Annotated in this window: 12 protein-coding genes; 2 read left to right on the top strand and 10 right to left on the bottom strand. The window is 40.6% G+C overall.

Translation table 11 applies throughout. From position 1 onward, the window contains the following. The first annotated feature begins 58 nt into the window (after nt 1-58). Both adk and ABJK37_RS04970 read left to right on the top strand, forming a co-directional pair. A complete protein-coding gene (gene adk, locus ABJK37_RS04975; RefSeq protein ID WP_348350750.1) occupies nt 59-703 on the top strand; it encodes an adenylate kinase in 645 nt (214 codons plus the stop codon). Nucleotides 704-782: 79 nt separating this feature from the next. Further along, nucleotides 783-1,172 carry an MAPEG family protein gene (locus ABJK37_RS04970; RefSeq protein ID WP_348350748.1) on the top strand — a complete coding sequence of 130 codons (390 nt, stop codon included), beginning with the start codon at nt 783-785 and terminating at the stop codon, nt 1,170-1,172. A gap of 152 nt (nt 1,173-1,324) precedes the next feature. Here the strand turns inward: ABJK37_RS04970 and ABJK37_RS04965 are convergent, their stop codons facing one another. The 10 genes from ABJK37_RS04965 to ABJK37_RS04920 form a co-directional block, all read right to left on the bottom strand. Next, nucleotides 1,325-1,786 (bottom strand): Hsp20 family protein, encoded by a 462-nt coding sequence (locus ABJK37_RS04965; protein ID WP_348350746.1) that lies wholly within the window; start codon nt 1,784-1,786, stop codon nt 1,325-1,327. 270 nt (nt 1,787-2,056) lie between these two features. Then, on the bottom strand, nt 2,057-2,752 hold the full coding sequence (locus ABJK37_RS04960; protein WP_348350744.1) for an aspartate/glutamate racemase family protein: 696 nt from the start codon (nt 2,750-2,752) through the stop codon (nt 2,057-2,059). A 201-nt stretch (nt 2,753-2,953) separates the two neighbouring features. Beyond that, the gene (locus ABJK37_RS04955) at nt 2,954-4,291 is read right to left on the bottom strand and encodes an ATP-binding protein (protein ID WP_348350742.1); all 1,338 of its coding nucleotides are present in this window, start codon (nt 4,289-4,291) and stop codon (nt 2,954-2,956) included. Between the two features lie 55 nt (nt 4,292-4,346). After that, nucleotides 4,347-5,738 carry a sigma-54 dependent transcriptional regulator gene (locus ABJK37_RS04950; RefSeq protein ID WP_348350740.1) on the bottom strand — a complete coding sequence of 464 codons (1,392 nt, stop codon included), beginning with the start codon at nt 5,736-5,738 and terminating at the stop codon, nt 4,347-4,349. A gap of 74 nt (nt 5,739-5,812) precedes the next feature. After that, complete coding sequence (locus ABJK37_RS04945; RefSeq protein ID WP_348350738.1) at nt 5,813-8,302, bottom strand: FtsX-like permease family protein; 2,490 nt, start codon at nt 8,300-8,302, stop codon at nt 5,813-5,815. Nucleotides 8,303-8,341: 39 nt separating this feature from the next. Continuing rightward, nucleotides 8,342-9,073 carry an ABC transporter ATP-binding protein gene (locus ABJK37_RS04940; RefSeq protein WP_348350736.1) on the bottom strand — a complete coding sequence of 244 codons (732 nt, stop codon included), beginning with the start codon at nt 9,071-9,073 and terminating at the stop codon, nt 8,342-8,344. A gap of 31 nt (nt 9,074-9,104) precedes the next feature. After that, complete coding sequence (locus tag ABJK37_RS04935) at nt 9,105-10,361, bottom strand: HlyD family efflux transporter periplasmic adaptor subunit (protein ID WP_348350734.1); 1,257 nt, start codon at nt 10,359-10,361, stop codon at nt 9,105-9,107. A 398-nt stretch (nt 10,362-10,759) separates the two neighbouring features. Further along, nucleotides 10,760-12,976 (bottom strand): TonB-dependent receptor, encoded by a 2,217-nt coding sequence (locus ABJK37_RS04930; protein ID WP_348350732.1) that lies wholly within the window; start codon nt 12,974-12,976, stop codon nt 10,760-10,762. A 256-nt stretch (nt 12,977-13,232) separates the two neighbouring features. Beyond that, nucleotides 13,233-15,287: an ATP-binding protein gene (locus ABJK37_RS04925; RefSeq protein ID WP_348350730.1), complete on the bottom strand. Its 2,055-nt coding sequence runs from the start codon at nt 15,285-15,287 to the stop codon at nt 13,233-13,235. A 467-nt stretch (nt 15,288-15,754) separates the two neighbouring features. Then, a complete protein-coding gene (locus ABJK37_RS04920; RefSeq protein WP_348350728.1) occupies nt 15,755-18,331 on the bottom strand; it encodes a M1 family metallopeptidase in 2,577 nt (858 codons plus the stop codon). Nucleotides 18,332-18,567: the final 236 nt, after the last annotated feature.

Raw genomic sequence — 18,567 nt, 5'->3', positions numbered from 1 at the left:
AATGTGTAAAGTTGCGGCTTTACTTTTTTAACGCTAATAATTATTCAGAGGACACAGCATGCGCATTATTCTTCTAGGTGCTCCTGGTGCAGGTAAGGGTACACAAGCCCAATTTTTAATGGGTAAATTCGGTATTCCACAAATATCTACTGGGGATATGTTACGTGCTGCAATCAAGGCGGGTACCGAGCTTGGTATAGCAGCTAAACGCGTTATGGATGAAGGTAAGTTAGTTTCAGATGAATTAATTATTGGTTTGGTGAAAGAGCGTATTAGCCAAGCTGATTGTGCAAAAGGTTTTCTACTTGACGGCTTCCCTCGTACTATACCCCAAGCTGACGCTATGAAAGACGCTGGAATCAAAATTGATCATGTGATTGAGTTTGATGTGGGAGATGAGGTGATTGTTGAACGAATGAGTGGTCGCAGAGTTCACCCAGGCTCAGGACGAGTTTATCACCTACGTTATAATCCTCCTAAGGTGGAAGGTAAGGACGATGAAACAGGTGAAGAGCTTGTAATTCGTCCAGATGACCAAGAAGAAACAGTGAGGAAACGTCTTGGTATTTATCATGAGCAAACTAAGCCTCTTGTAAGCTATTACACGCAACTAGCCGCTACTGGCGAATGTGCTTATCATAAAATTGATGGTACCTTAGCTGTTGCAGTCGTTTCGGGTCAGTTAGAAACGTTATTGAGTTAATACTGATTGATTTTTATTTGATGAAGCCCGCTTTAAGTGGGCTTTTTTGTGGATTATATTATTTCCAAAGAGAGGATTTATGCACACACCCATTACGGCGTTCTATGCGGGACTTCTAGGTATTTTGTTTTTTTATTTTTCGGTATTGGTAATTCGAGGAAGGTTTTCTAAAAAAATCACACTCGGCGATGGAGGAGATCACCATTTTCAACAAGTTATCAGGGCGCACGGTAACTTCAGCGAATACACACCCATAGTACTCATCTTGCTTTTTGTTGCCGAAGTTAATCTAACAAATCCGATATTTTTACACCTTGCGGGCACTGCGTTGTTGTCTGGGCGTTTTATACATGCTTTTGGATTGCGTCGTCATTCAGGCTCTAGCTGGCAGAGAGTCTCTGGCATGTTGTTAACGTTTGCTTCGCTGCTGGGCTTGAGCGTATTAAATATTCTAGTGCTGTATAAATGATACGACTCTGTGCTGACTATTAGCTTTTAGCGGAGTGATGGTGGTGACAATAGCGGCGAAGTACAGGTTCATTATTTCCAAAAAAAGGCGCTCTATATCTAAATATAGAGCGCCGTTTTCACTACACACAAAACAGGGAAGGGTGATTAAGCCTATTCGTTATTTTCAATAAGCTTGCTGCCAATCTCTATTTTTCTAGGCTTTTTCGATTCTGGCACTACACGTTCTAAGTCTACATGTAATAGGCCATTTTCTAAGTCAGCTGCCAATACTTTAACGTGATCTCCTAGTTGGAATTTACGTTCAAAGCTTCGCTCTGAGATGCCTTTATGAAGGAACTTACGTTCTTCTTTGCCAGAAGCGTCTTTGGTGTCTTTTGCCGCTTTAGTGCCAATTACCTGTAAGGTATTTTCTTGGACTTCTATGCTAACTTCATCTTTAGCAAATCCAGCAATAGCCATAGTGATACGGTATTTATCCTCGGCCAACAATTCAATATTGTACGGAGGGTAAGTAGATTGTTTTTCGTTTCTTGAAGCTGTGTCCATCATTGATGCCAAGTGGTCAAAACCAATGAAAGAACGGTAAAGTGGAGATAGATCGATGTTACGCATTAGGTATATCCTCGTAAATTAAGCAATATAAAATTAATTTGCCCCGATTATTCGGCGGCGTTTTTGGTATGGATTTCCTATCACCAAACCCAGTATGGGGAGCGCTGTCTAATGTTTGACAGTGCTTCAGAAACAACTCCTGTGTTTCTGTGTCAACCCTTTCGGCGTCGACAATACCTATATGTAGTTGCCAATGTGTTTTTCAATATAAATTTTAAAATAAATTCTGAAATAATGGTTAACTGTTTGATTTTCATGAAAAATAAATTTTCATTTTTTTAGTGATTCTAACACTGCTGCTTGCGCATGAATCAAAGTAGTGTCGTAGAGTATGCTTTGAGTATGACTTTTTTCTATCAACAAACCTATCTCGGTACAGCCTAAAATAATCCCTTGAGCCCCCCGTCGCGACAAACAATTGATGATTTCTAAATACTGTTTTCGGGATTGCTCCTTTACTTTCCCTAAGCATAATTCTTGGTAAATAACATCATGCACAAAGTCTTGCTCAATATGAGAGGGAACTAATACATCAATAGAAAAATTACTGTGTAACCTGTCTTTGTAAAAGTCTTGTTGCATGGTGAATTTTGTACCAAGCAGACCAACTTTATTTAATTTATTTGAGATGAGTTGAGAACCAGTCGCATCGGCAATATGCAATAATGGGATGGTCACGGCATTCTCAACTTGCGACGCCACCTTATGCATAGTGTTGGTACAAATTAGAAAAAAATCAGCGCCTGCTAACTCAAGTGATTTCGCCGCATTTGACAATATTTCAGCGGTTTTTTGCCAGTTACCTTGATGTTGCAAGGCTTCGATTTCTGCGAAATCAACACTGACCAAAACTAGTTTGGCAGAATGTAATCCACCTAAGCGTTGTTTAATACCTTGATTGATCAATTGATAATAATTAGCGGTAGATTCCCAACTCATGCCACCTATTAAGCCGATAGTTTTCATCGATTGAAATTAACCTAAACTGAAAAATTGCTTAAAAAACCTACGTAAATACAACTGCATATGAATCTTTAGGCAAAAAAATGCCCGCAATTAAACGGGCATAAAGAACACTAAAAATTAATACTTGCAGTGCATTATATAGGATCAAAAACACTTTGGGAATGGCCAAGTTTTAAGCATTGTGTCAAAACACCCGATTAATTAGGGGTAAGCGGGTATTAAAATGGTCGCTTTTACACCTGTTGGCTCGTGGCGATTGCTTATGACTAAGTCACCACCATGATTGATCAATATTTGTCTAGATAATGACAGCCCTATACCTGTTCCCTGTTGTTTTGTGGTGTAAAAGGGGACAAATAAGTTATCCATATTGTTAATTCCAGTACCCTGATCGAGCAGGTCAATTTCGATAAATTGACCATCCTTTCGCCAATTTAGTTGTATTTTTGCGGTTGGGTTATCGTACATCGACTCCCATGCATTTTTTATTAGATTGACCAATACCTGTTGAAGTTGGTCTTTGTCTGCATACACTTGTAAATCGTTTGAAGCCAGTTCGAAATTAGCATCTGTAAATAACACAGTAATCGATTGAAGCAATGGCTCGAGACTAAATAGAGACTTAGTCGGTAAGGGAAGTTTTGCCAATTTCTGGTAACGTTGAATAAACATATTCAAGGATTGCGCGCGCTCCGTTATCACGCTTAATCCCTCTTTTAGATCTTTGTCTAAATCCGAACCGGAATATTGTTTTTGTACCATTTTTCCTAAGGTTTCTCCTATGGAAGCAATAGGGGCAATGGAATTATTAATTTCGTGACTGAGTACTCGCAATAACTTTTGCCAGGCTTGTCTTTCTTCTTCCCGCAATAAGTTTTGAATATCGGTTATAAAAATAAGTGTATGTTGAATACCCTTCTCAAAATATCGGTCAGTGCGAATCAGCACCCGTTTTTTATGCTGCTTAATCTCAAATTCGGCTACTTTATTGAAATCCTTGGTTAATACATTTTGTAAACCTAAGTTTTTGATTGGCCAGCCTTGCTTTTCTTCAAAGCGACATTTGAATAACTTCTCAGCAGCTGGATTCATAAGGCTGATGGCTTGATTATTGTCGACTGCTACAATCGCAACGTCTATTTGATCCGTGACTTTGGCCAATAATATTTGCTTTTCACGGGTGACTAAACTCTGTTCCGCGAGCGTTTTCGAGAGGTTGTTTAATAATTGATTAAAGTCACTAAGGGCGCCATTTAATCCCTTATTGTTAGCACGTAAGGTGTAATCATTTGCGGTCATGGCTTCGACCAAATTTGTTGAAGTGCGAAGCTGAAACACGACTTGATGTCGAATGTGGAATGCACAAAACAAAACACAAACAAATAACACGAGAGCCAACAAAATTTTAGGATAAACCGACATATCAACGAAAAACATCAATATACAGCAACAGATCGTGGGAAAAAGTCCGGTGAATAGAGCAAGGCGTACCAACCTATCCTCAAATGCTATTCTGACCGCTTTAGTATGTTTTAACATTGTCCCTTAGATACCAAGATGTTTTGGACTAGTTACCAGATGTGAGCGTACTTTATCACAAACTTAAGTTGTGTTTTTCTAGTCGTCGATAGTAGGCGCTGCGACTTAACCCAAGAGAAGAGGCAGTGGCTTGTCCGTTGTAATCAAAAGCCTTGAGTCGCTGTTCAATAATGGATTTCTCAATTTGATCTAGTGAATCGTTAGCAATATCCACTCCATTTTGATTCTGGGGTGTTAAATACTGTTCGGTTTCATCGCTTAAGCCTAAATCTGTGGTGGTTACACTCAGCCCTTGGCGCAAAAAAATGGCGCGTTCAATCATATGATTTAATTCGCGAATGTTTCCAGGCCAAGCATAGCTTTGCAAAGCCAGCTTGGCTTGCGCCGCAAACTCACCTTTAGGTAAACGGTACTTCTGTGCATGTTGTGTGAGAAAGTACTCAGCCAAAGGTAAGATATCGTCTATTCGTTCCCGCAAAGGAGGAATGGTTATTTCTATGGTATTGAGTCGATACAACAAGTCTTGGCGAAATTGTCCTTGCTCAATTAACTCTGCAAGGTTTGAGTTAGTGGCTGAAACTATTCTAACGTCGACTTCTTGAGTTTTTGAACTGCCCACTTTTTCAAATTGATGAGCTTCTAGAACATATAACAATTTAGCTTGTTGGGACGGATGGATATTCGCTATTTCATCCAAAAATAGAGTGCCGCCTTCGGCCAGTTCAAATCGACCGATTCGATTGTCTTTGGCGTCGGTAAATGCGCCTTTTATATGTCCAAACATTTCACTTTCGAATAAATTTTCGCTGATGGCACCCATGTTCACCGCAATAAAAGGATTGCTACTTCTTATTGAACATTGATGAAGGTATTCAGCGAACATACTTTTTCCGGTACCATTTTCACCGGTAAGTAAGATATTCATCTCACTTTGAGCCAATTTTTCTAACTGACTTAATAGTTGCTGCATGATTTGAGAGCGAGCGATGATACCCGCTGACTTAGCAGAAATTTGGTCCCTTAGAATCGCATTTTCCTGCGCAAGTTTCACTCCTTGATGTTGCATATCCCCAATTCGAATTTGAGCTTGGATAATATTTAGTAATCTATCATTCCCCCAAGGTTTCTTAATAAAATCAACCGCTCCTAGTTTCATTGCCTCAACAGCTACCTCGATACTACTGTAACCAGTCATCACTACTACAGGTAATTGATCGTCAAGTTGTTTGATAGCGGTGATAAGTTGCAACCCTTCTTCCCCCGATGTGGTATCGGTATGGTAATTAAGATCAATTAAAGCCAATGAATAGTGATTCTTTTGTATTGTCTCTAAACAAGTTTTAGGCGAGGTTACCACTGTGACTTGGTAATTCTCACCCTTAAGCAACAGCTTAAGAGCCGTAAGGATACGACTATCATCGTCGGCTATTAAAATAGAATGTTTCATTTCAAAGTCTTAGTGAGGGCTTACAGCTTAGAAAGTTGTAAGCCTATGTTTAATTGGATTCAGGTTATACAAATTTAATCATGATGCAAGGCTTCGCTTGGCTCCATTAATACTACTTTTTGGGTCGGTATAAATGTAGCCAATAACACCATAAAGATTATTAATAGTGGTACGCCCAACATACCTAACACGTAACTCATGTCATTAATGATCATGGTTTCACTCATAAAATTGACTAGCCAGATAGATAAACCAATTCCTATGCTTAAACCTATAGCTAATTGGTGACTGGCTTGAAGAATAAATAAACGCATTATTCCTACATCGGATGAGCCTAAAGCTCGTCTTACACCAATTTCTTGGGTACGTTGACTAATACTATTTGATGCCACTGCATATATACCACTGGCCGCTAGAAATGCCGCCACAATGCCACATAGTAAAAATATTTTACTTACGGCTACTATTAACATCATGGGCTGTTTAATTAAGCTATCGTAACTTTGAACATGATAAAGCCCTACATCTGAATTTACTTTGTCCACGGCCTGTTGCAGTGTTTTTTCAGCTTCAACTTGTGACCCAGTATAATGCATGGCTAAATTGACTCTAAACAAGCCCCAGTTGTCCATTATGTGGTAGGAATTGTATGAGGTACTAGAAGAGCGCATAGTCGAGCCATGGAAGGTGTCGGATACTACACCTACTATAGTGTTCCATTCTCCTCTGTACCCTGGGTTGGCTCGGCGAACTCGCTGGCCAATGGCATCTCCATCCGGGAAGAATTCCCTAGCGATAGACTCGTTGATAATGATACTCAGAATATCCTCTCCTACATCACGGTGGTCGAAGTCTCTGCCTTGCACTATCCGCATTCCTAGAGCGCGCCAAGAGTCTTTTGCTACTCCTTCGTTATTGCTATAGGGATTTTCATTGTAAACTGCCGCTTCGCGACCTTCTATTTCGTAGTGGCTGGTGCCTTCGCCTCTTCCTGGTAATTCAGTCATCATAGCAACGGCTTGCACATTCGGTTGGCTTTCTAACTCGTCTTTTAGCGCGTAATAGAATGCTGCTCGTTTTAAGCGATCAGCATGTTCAAACTCAGTGTTTCGGCGAACGCTAAAACTAATAGGAGGTAATTGTAATTGCGCAGTCAGACGGTTATCGGTTTCTACACCATAATCAGCAACCCCTGCGGAGTAACTAGTTGTCAGTAAAATGCACGCCATGACCAAGACCACGCATGATAACAATATTTCGGAAATGACTAGTATTTTACTCGCTTGTGCGGCTTTTTTACCTATAGCTCCACGAGTTCCATCTCGCAAGACTGCATTAAAATCACCGGATAATGCTCGCCATGCTGGTATATATCCGGTAATAAAAATCATCGCAACAATAGCGCTCAACAGCAGTAATAATCCATTGGAATCAATTTGAACATTCCACCAAAATGGCTTTAAATTGTCTACCGCGTAAGTATCCGCAAACACGTGATTAGTGATTTCTAACCCCCAAGCTGCAAATAACAACGCAAGTATTCCTCCAAGGCTACAAATGAATATGCTTTCCCATAACATTTGTAATACCAAACGTTTTCTAGGAACGCCTAACGCCACTCGAATTGCAATTTCTTTAAAGCGCTGATTAACTCTCGCTAACAACAAATTACCAACGTTGATACAGGCTAAAAGAAGAATTAGGAACACTACTACAAACATCGCCATAAACATGGAGTAGTATTGCGTTATCGCCGCCTTTTTGAATGGTTCGACACTCAGGTATTTACCTTCGGGGTTAATACGCCAGCCCATATCGTCTGGCAGAGTCGTAGATAGTTCAGTGCTATAGGCATTCATTTCCGCTTGCAACTGCTGGGGTGTGACTCCGTCTGCAAGTCGAGCAAATCCCAGGACACCATTATAAGAACGCTCGGTTGCTGCCACGCTATCTTGAGGTAGCGGTTGCCATATCTCGGCTATGGCTGGGAACGCAAATCCTTCAGGCATCACCCCAATGACACGATTGGGTTCGGCATCTAGGGGCACCATAGTGCCAACTATAGATTCATCGCCTTGAAAGTAGTTCTTAAATACGTCGTAACTCAATACAACAGTCGGTTCTGCTCCTTCAAAATGATCTTCAGGTGAAAAGCCGCGTCCCAGTATGGGTTGTACACCTGCAAATTCAAAAAGGTTCCAACTGACATAGGTCGAGTTAAATTTACGAATAGCGGATGTGGTACCCGAACCGCCAACAAAGGTGGTTCCTTCTTGATAAACACCTAAGTCTTCAAGCAAATTGAGCTCGTTTTTTAGCTTGTATAAGTCAAAAGGGTCAGCCGGTCTTCTCGATAAATGAGTATAATCATACTGCGCTTCTACCGCGTAAATAGGCTTGTCGTTATTTAAGGTAAGAGGGCTAAATACTAAACTATTCAATAACGAATAGGTGTATAAAGTTAAACCCAATCCTATAGCTACTATTAGTACCGTCAACCCAGTGAAAACTGGCTTTTTGGCTAATAATCTGGTGGCGTACTTAATGTCGAGAGAGACTGACATGGTAATTTCTCCTTAAAGCAATGCTAAATCTATGGTTAATTACGCAACCACGGCTTGGGGTTTTTCGGTCACTTGATCTGATACTATTTTCCCATCGAACACTTCAATGGTTCGCCCAGCTCGGGCCGCTGAGCGGGGGTCATGTGTCACCATACATATAGTCGCGCCTTGGTCATGAAGTCGGTCGAGTAAGCTCATGACCATCTGCGCATTTTTGGAATCTAAATTTCCTGTAGGTTCATCAGCTAATATAATCGAAGGGTTCCCTGCAATGGCTCGCGCAACCGCGACTCGTTGCTGTTGTCCTCCAGAAAGTTGCGAGGGAAAATGATTAGCTCGGTGTTGCATGTCTACTTTTTCAAGGGCGTCTTTTACCATTTCAGCTCGTTGAACTTTACTAATATCGGTACGATACGTTAAAGGTAATTCAACGTTTTCGGCCACGCTTAAGTCACTGATCAAATTGAACGCTTGAAAAACAAAGCCAATTTCTTTATTTCGAATTTTGGCGCGTTCATCACGATTTAAGTCAGATGCTTCATGACCAGCCAATTGATAGGTGCCCGCAGTAGATGTATCCAGTAAACCTAACAAAGACAACAAGGTCGATTTACCGCAACCTGATGGACCGGTGATGGAAATGTATTCACCTTTATCAATATTTAGATTAATTTCGTTCAATGCATGGGTTTCAACATCATCGGTAAAAAATACTTTCTTAATGTTGTTTAAGGTTACGAGAGATTTAGTTGTTTGTGTTGCTGTGGTCATGAGTTTTCGCTCCGCTGTTAGCAGTGTATTTTTAGTTAATTTTAATTTGTTGATGTTCTTCAAAGCTTGATACATCAGACACAATGATGTTTTGGCCTACTTTTAAGCCTGATTTGATTTCTATGTATTTAGTGGATGTTTGCCCAAATACGACCTTGTGCCTGCTCGCGGTGTCTCCTTGGGCATCAAGTAAATAAACCTGTGCTTCTCCAAAACTTTTGGCGAACATGGGTCGTTGAACAAAGAGTGTATTTTGGATCCTGGCTATGTTTATCTCGCCTTCAACCGTTAGGTCAGGCCTGGCTTCCTTAGGAATGTCACTACTCAATTCAACATCTACTTGAACAGATCCATTGATTACTGCAGGGTCAATACGTTTGATTTTTCCCTGGATTTTACTGCTGCGTGTATCCACTGTGACCTCTTGGCCAATGAGTACCTCGTTAATGAGTTTTTCAGGGATCCGTAATTCTGCGATAAACTCTCCGCTACGGGCTAAACGCGCTAGGTTACTACCTGAGGTGACTTGTTGCCCTAACTCCATAGGCATTTCTTGCACAATGCTGTCCATGGTTGCCGTGACTTTTAGTCCGTTTACTTGCTCTTGAGCCCGTTGCAGGATCTTACGCATGCGGTTAACACGAGCATGGGCGGCTAATCGCTGCGCGGCTAAGTTTTCTCGGCGTTTTGCCAAACGTTTAATTTCCAGTTCCCAACGTTGTTTAAATTGCGCTACATCGATTTTTATCTCTTCATAGTCAATATGAGATACAGCTACTACGCCCTGTGATAATAGGGTTTCTTGTGCATTTAAGGTTAATAATGCCCGCTCATGATTGAGTTTTTCGGTGATTACCGCCGCTTCTTGATCGAGCAATTCAGACTCTAACGAGACTTCTAATGCAGTCGTTTCTGCTTCCATTTCATCTAGCTCCCATTTGGTTTCTTCTAGACGTTGAACCAACTGCGGATTGCTGAGCTCCATCAAGAGATCTCCTTTTTTTACAAGTGCCCCAGCTTTAATCAATATACGTTCAACCCTTCCTTCGACATTGGTGGCGACCCAACGAATATCTTTTGGAACCAAGACCCCCATGCCACGTACCGAAACAAACAGCTCACCTTGTTGCACTTTGTCAGTTAACAGAGCATTGTTGTTCACTGCATAAGTTGACGCGTCACGATTAAAGACAAGTCTTACAGCAAAAAACAAGATGATGATTAATGCCACTACTCCCACTATCTTCATTGCTATTTTCTTTTTGGGCTTTTCGCGCACTATGTCCATTAATTATTTTACCTTGTGTCACTTACGTCATGGGTAGGCACTGAGTATCGCAAAGCTTGTGCCAAAAATAATTTTCTTTATTTTTCAATGTCTTAGTTTTTCTTTGACAGAGAGGAAGGTACGTTGTCTCGATAACGGGACTAGATGCGACATGTTGTTGTTTCGATAATGGGACGGTGGTAAACAAGGAATGTATGGTTGTTACAGAACACGATTACGAGACATTCTTGAAGTAGGAAGAGGTAGTTCATAACAATAACGTTTGTACAAAAATCCGACAATCTAGAACGTCGGATTTTTGCAAGACTAACTACAGAACTGTATTCAATATAGCCATTATTGAATAAGTCTCAATGGACAAAACTTCAAATCTTATGTTTAGCTCAAGAGTAACTATTCTAAAAACTATACTGTGCACCTACAGAAAATGTTCTGGTTTTATTTGGACGAGCACCATATGGCTGTCGACTCACAATACTTTGTTTGTCGGTAAGATTTTCGACTCGAATAAATAATTTTAGATCATTAGATAGTCGGTAATTACCACTAATATCCAAAGTAAAACTACCATCAGTTTCTTCAAAATTGCCGCATGAGGCTCTCACGCAGACTTGGTCGACATATACGCCATTAATGTACGCTGACCAATTATGGGCCTCTAAGCCTATAGATATTTGGCCTTGGCTTTCTGGAATATATGGGATGGAATCACCGGCGCTCACGTCACCAAAGAAAGCAGTATCGGCGATGTCTGTATCAAACTCACTGTTGATATAAGTGTAAGTGATATTTAGAGGGACACTGATGCCATTAACTTTGGTAAGCTCTGTTTTTAGTACAAATTCAATTCCTTGCACTGTGGCGGCGTCACCATTAAATGCATCACCAATTTCACAATCACTGCCTGAGGAAGCGGTGCACTCACCTAACAAATTGTCATAGTCACTTAAGAAATAAATCGCTTCAGCATTGAGTGTGTTATTAGCAAAGCGGAAACCAAGTTCGTAGTTTATCGCTTCTTCTTCCCGGACTCCCGGAGAGTTACTTGGCGCAGTAAACCCTTTGTGTGCCCCTGCAACTAGCGTGAATGAGTCATCAATTTTGTACAGAGCACCTAAACCGGGCAATACCACTTGGGTGTCATTTTCGCGGTCATCACGAAATGTTCGAGTCTCACCATCGTTGAATCGGGTGCGCTTTTGTTGAATATCTTCAAAACGAATGCCGGGCGTGAGTACCCAGTCGCCAAATTCAATGCGATCATAAATATGCACAGCTAATGCCTTAGCTTCCTGTACACGATTGCCGGCATTACCTAATTCACCTAAATCATTGAGTTGTAATTGGCCGTTAATTTGTTGGTAGGTACTGTTACGTTGCAAGCGGTCCTCTTCGTCTTCATGAACTCTTAGGTCCACTTCTAACTGGTGATTAACATTGCCAATTGTTTTGTCCCAATATAGGCCAAACTGTATGCCGCGCGAGAAGTACTCGCGGGCATTTGAACGTATTTGAATACTGCCTTCTGCGGTATCAATATTACCATCTAAAATACCTTGTAATTGACTGGCACTCACATCATACAAACCTTCATTGTTATTTAGGGCTGATATAACGTTAGCCCAACTAGTTCGAGAAAAGTCTTGAGCGTTAGCGCTTCCATCTAAGTCTATTCCTTCTGTTTTAAACCAGTCTCGTTCATGTTGGTTGTTGTAAGCGGTGGCGGTAAAGTTTAAGTTGGCATTGATTTCATATCCGTAACGCAAGATCACTTGGCTGTGTTGTGTATGGATATTATCGAGTGCAGATAAGCCATAGCGTCTTGTACTGCTTTGCGCAAAATCATTATCTGTTAAGCCTAAATAACTTTGCTCAGAGTCTTGCTCAGTGATTTGCAATTTTAATTCAACACTGTGTGCAGAATCAGCAGGCGCATAGACTAATTTGGCAGTTAAATCTGTTACGTCTAAGCCAGTACTTGCGTCACTGCGATCAATAGATTGAAAGCCATCAGACTGCCATTGGTGGGCCTCAATTAAATATCCAAAACCATTGTCGAGTTTATCGCCAACGTTTGCATGTAAACGATAGGTAGCGTCTTGCGCAGCCTCTAAGGTGACCTGGCCACTTTGAGTCGTTGGAATAGGAGTAGACACCATATTTAATGCTCCACCTATTGTATATGGCCCCTGAGTAATAGCTGCTGGACCTTTCACTACTTCAACAGCGCTCATACGACCCATAGTGGGAAAGTAATAGGCTGACGGCGCAGAGTAGGGCGCTGGGGCAATTAAAATATTATCTTCGAGTAAGGTGATTCGGCCACTGCGTTCGGTCGCTACGCCTCGAATACTAATATTGGGACGCAATCCGTAACCGTCTTCAACCTGCACAGAGACCCCTGGAACTTGGCGAATAACTCTTTGTATATCGCTATAGACAAATTTAGCCAAGTCTTCTTCGCCGATATATTGGGCGGCACCAGTCGCAGCTTCTGCATTGTTTGTGTTGCCGTAAATAGTCACGGTTTCGTCTACGGCTTTGGGGGAATCGGCAAAGGCGCTATTTGCCAAAAGAACAAAGGCAATGGAGGAGGCTAGAATACTTCTTTTCATTAAATTGGGACCTGTATACCCGTCATGGATAAAACGTGAGTAGAATTAAAACGCATGGGTAAATAGTAAGGAGGTATAAATCTTAATGCAAATGATTCCTAATAAATAAGTTATTCGAGAAGTGACACTGCATATAAAATGGGCAAACTACTTTTAGAAAGTTTCTGCATGTAACTTGGGGTACTGACAATAGGATATTCAGTAAGTTGAATTTAGGTTAACAAACAATTTTTATATTGCTTATAAGATGACAGAATCACTTAGCAAATTTTTCTAACATTGAATACAGTATGGATTGCTCTACTGGTTTAGATAAATACTCATTCATTCCGCTGGCAAAACATTTTTCACGCTCGCCGGACATGGCATTGGCGGTTAAAGCGATAATAGGAATGGACGCCACAGGTGTGGATAACTGTCTAATATGCTGGGAAGCTTGATAACCATCCATATTGGGCATTTGACAATCCATTAAAATGAGCGAAAAAAAGCGATTAAGTTTAGTTTCGTGCTCAAGTATGGCCAAGGCTTCTACTCCATCATTCACAACTTGATGTGGAATATTCCGTTGTTTTAACATTTCGCTAATTACCACCTGATTAATCTCATTATCTTCAACTACTAAGACGCTAAGCTGACTAAGATCTATGTCTTCGGGTAACTCATTTGATGAAGCAACGACTTGGTTTTCACTGTTGCGTAACTCAATATTAATTGTTGCCGTGAATATACTGCCTTGATTCAAGGTGCTTTCAACACTTACATCTCCGCCCATTAACTGGCAAATTTTCCGCGTAATTGATAATCCAAGTCCGGTACCACCGTATTTACGGGTTGTGGATTTGTCTGCTTGATTAAATGGTGAAAAAAGCAAAGTTAGCTGCTCTTCAGCAATCCCCACTCCGGTATCTTGCACTGTTAGGGTTAACTTGGCCTGTTTGTCGTCAAGTGTGGTTATTTTGGTAGCGACTATCACTTTGCCTTGCGGGGTAAATTTAATTGCATTTGACAGCAAATTTGAACAAATTTGCCTAAGCCTTGTTGGATCAGTGATGGCGGTGATATTTTGAATTGAATCAAATTCTTTGATTACTTTTAACGATTTGTCTTTTACTAGAGGATTAAAAATATCGACACAGTTATTCAATAATTGATTGAGATCTACCGGCAAGTTTTCTAGCGTTAATTGGCCAGAGTCAACTTTGGTAAAGTCTAAAATATCACTGATTATGCCAAGCAACGATTTTGCGCTATCTTTTGCTAGCCCTAAAAAATGTTGTTGTTCAGAATTGAGCTCCGAACTTTCTAAAATTTGCAACATACCTAATACACCATTGATAGGGGTGCGAATTTCGTGGCTCATATTGGCTAGAAATAAACTGCGGGATTCCAGAGCCAACGAAAGTTCTTTGTGTCTATTTTCTAACTGAACTCGAGAGTTAACCTGTTCGGTAATATCTTGAAACGCACCTATTAATTTCACGCATTGGCCATTTTCAAATTCTGCTCTCCCTTTGGACGCTACCCATTTGGCGTTACCTTTTTGAGTAACAATTTCAAACTCACCAGAAAAATGGCCGCCGTTTTCAATTATATTGTTAACTAACCCCGCGATTCGTTCGCGACTTTCTCCCTCTTTATAGAAGTTTATCCCTGCCTCCAAAGTTGGCGAAAAACCTTCCTCTACTTCGTGAATTTTTTTGGTTTCTTTCGACCAATATATCTTTTTATTAATTAGGTCGACTTCCCACGCCCCGACACCTGCCAATTGGCCCATTTGTTCCAATATATCTTGTTGACGCGCCATTTGTTTTTGCTGTTGTTGCAGCAATTTTATCTTTTCATCTCGGGCTATTTCATTACTCACCCAGTGGGAAAGGAGTTCTACAAATTCATGCTCTGCGTCACTAAAAGGCTGCTGTCGTGCTGAGCTGGCCGAGAAGTTTATCGTGCCAAAACGTTTTCCCTCAACTAAAAGAGGGGCGCCAATATAACTCTCCAAACCAAAGTTTAAATAACAGGGGTGTTGGGCAATACGGCTTTTGCCCGCATGATAAAACGAAAGTGCTTGATTAGTGGCTAAGGTATGTAAGCAATATGTGTCACCCACAGAAAAAACGGTGCCTGCTTGCAAAGAGTCATCAGGAGAGAGACCATATCGCACTATATATTCGTCATCTTTTATTTCGCTGATGATCGCTAGTTCAAGCTGAAAAAAATCTAATCCAAACTTTAATAACGCACCCATTTTCTGCTCATGAGACAAATTACTATCTGAGGTGATTTGGTATAAGCCGTTAAGGTTTGGCATAGGTATTACTCCTTAAGCAAGTAATTGGATACCCACTTTAATACGATACTTTATTTGTTTTGAAACGGTTGCTGTTTGAAGACTATATAGTGTTAATCCGTAGCTGCAAAATCAAATTCACTATTCGTCTATATCGATTCAAGCATTAATATGCCGCACCTATCTATATAACCTGAACTCGGGACAAGCCATACCGTCCAGCACCGCTATTATTGCGCCTATCTTCGTTGAACTTGCTTTCAATAGCTAGCTATTGCTTCACAAGCTCGCCTTGATAAACACAATAATATCAGCACTGGATGCATTAAATTGGCGGCTAGATAAATAGTAAGATTATAACCTATTGTTTTTAATATATTTACTTCATAGGACGCGACACGTCTTAACCCGAGCTCAGGTTATATACACACATAAAAAAACCGACATCACTGTCGGTTTTTTCTTAAAAACTAAAATATTTTGGGGTATTAGTTTTGGGTGGCTTGCTGCAAATAACGGTTAAAATTAGCTTGATTAGCTTCTTTTAACGATAAGCACAGCTTGGCACTGTAATTGGCAATATCATAACTGCGAGCCATGCCTTCAAAGTTGGCTTTTTTGTCCTGATAGAATTTTTCAGCAAGTTTAATGTTGCCGGCATGACAAGAGGTTGAGAAATATTCTGGCATTCTAGCAATATGGAAAGCGGGCATTTTTTTAGACAATTCATCAAAGTTTTTATCTAACCAAGCGTAAAATAACGTTTTGTCGTCCAAACTACTCATTGCGACATAAACATTAGTAATAGCGTTGGCTGGGCTAACATGATCGGATAGAGCAAAGTCTAGGGCTTTTTCTACTTGCTGTTCTTCAGTGAAAATCATCGCTCGACTGACCGTACCCCTAATATTTGCATCAGTATTGGCAATATAGAAATCTCGTAGAATGGTAAACCAATCTTGTTGACTAAAACGCGCCATATTGCGTAACGCTCTTGTGGCGATACTTCTAGGTACACTAGTCGGGTCTTTCAGATATCGACTAGCAAGTTCTGCACTGATTTTTTCCACCTGTGGGGTATTGGCATAACGACTTAAAATGCCGTATACCGCGCCGCGTAAACGAGTGGTATCTGTTGAATCGTTAGGTTGATCTTCGACACCTAAACGTTCAAACCATGGCATGAGCTTTTTGGCCGCAAATTGACCGAACATGGCTTCATTATCTTTATCTACCAAATATAAAAAGTCATTCAACGTGCTAACAACGGCGCTGCCAATCATTGGATCTTTGTCATCGACTAAGGTATCCATCACTGTCATCAATTCCGCTAACTCGATTTTACCCGCTGAAAACAGCGCTTGGGTATTGTATAGAAGTGACTTTTTCTCGCGAACGTTTAAAACAGATACATCTTCTAACAAAGCCGCAAGTTGTTTAGGTGATACTTTCCAGCGCATATATCCCATGGCGTTTTCGTTAGGAAAAATCCAATCCGCTTCAGCTAGTTCTGCGACTGTTGTTTTTGCTGTATCTAGGAACAAATTAGTGCGGGAAACTTTACCGTTTTTCTTGTAACTAATCGATAGGGGGACAATCCAAGTTTGCTCTTTAACTTCTGAGCCTTTTAAATGATAACGAGATTGGCTAATTTCACCGTTTGTTGCAAACTCTATCAACGGATAACTTGGTTGTTCTAGGTAAGTTTTCATCATTGCGGGTACGTTGAATTCAGCTACGGTAGATAGCACTTCCCATAAATCGTCAGCTTGGGCATTCTTAAACGCGTTGTTTTTCATATACTTTTGAATGCCTTTCTGAAAGGACTTTTCGCCCACTAAGGACTCAATCAGTTGCAAAATAGATTCGCCTTTACTGTAATTTAAGCCAAGGCCATCCATTACATCTGTTTGACTTTTCACAATCTTTTTAACGGGTTTAACTGTAGGGCTAGCATCGGCACCAAATGCGCCTTCTTGTACTAGTTGCCCTTTGAAGTTTTGCTCTGGATATAACTCCATCATGACTTTACTGGCCATCCACGAGGCAAACGCTTCGTTTAACCACAGGTCATCCCACCAAGCCATAGTCACCAAGTTGCCATACCACATATGGGCCAATTCATGAGCTATTACATTTAAGGTGTTACCTTGCTCCGCTAAGCGAGGTTCGTCTTCCAATAATAACAAACTACTGCGATAGGTAACGAGTCCTACGTTTTCCATTGCACCAAACGTGAAGTTAGGTACGGCTACAAAATCTAACTTTTCGTAGGGGTAAGAAGAACCAAAGTAATTTTCTAAACTTTGCAAAATCCCAGCGGTATGTTTGGCTGCGAATTTCGTTCTTTGCGCCTGACCTTTAGGTGTATATATTTTTCCCGGAACGTTTAAATAGGGGATATCGTAAGAATCTAACTCTCCCACAGCTAACGCAATCAGATAGGTTGGCATAGGTTTGGTTTTGTTGAATTCTACTGTCTGCCAGCCGTCTTTGACCGTGCGTTTTTTGACTAACGTATTCGATAATACTGTGTGTTTTTCAGGAGACCTTATTGTCATCTGATAAGGTATTTTAAAGCCCGGCTCATCAAAACTCGGAAATGCTCGTCTAGCGTACATGTCTTCAAATTGCGTAAATATATAGTTCAAACCTTCGAACTTAGACAAATACATACCATCTGAAGAGGTATTAAATTTTCCGTCGAATACTATGTGCAAGCTATAACGGTTGGCGGCTATTTTTTGACTGGCTTTGCCATGCTGAATTTCGTAGTCATGAGACGTCACTGCAAGTGGTATTTTGGTGTCACCATTGCTTAAGTAGGCTTCTTGAATAGTGAGATCTTTTTGGTAAAAACCAATGGTATCCGTTGCCTTGGTCACATCAATCGTAATAGTGGTCTCACCACTAAACGTTGGACTGTCTGGGTCAATTTCTAGGGTAATTTGTTGAAAACTAGGTTTTATAAATGTGGATAGGCGAAATGCGGTCTCTTTGGCATAGCTGCTGACTGAAACAGTCAAACTTAGCATTAACCATAGACACAAATTTTTAATATTCATGATTTTTTCCTGAAGTATTTTTATAGTGAGTCGCTGTTTTTGAAGCTGGCACCCTAGTGATTTTTTTGAAAAAAGCAATCTAGAAAAGGTTAACAAATGTGTACGCACAATCGAGAAACAGGCCGCAGACGAATAAAACTAAGGTATGAGTTTTGTTTTTTGATTTACGTTTTTTTGGATATCAAGCTAATTCATTGATCGCACATTTAAGGAAGCATATTCTGATGACTTGTTTC

The organism is Paraglaciecola sp., from assembly GCF_039964565.1.
In the GTDB taxonomy this organism is placed as follows: Bacteria; Pseudomonadota; Gammaproteobacteria; order Enterobacterales; family Alteromonadaceae; genus Paraglaciecola.
This window is presented reverse-complemented; position numbering and strand designations above follow the sequence as displayed.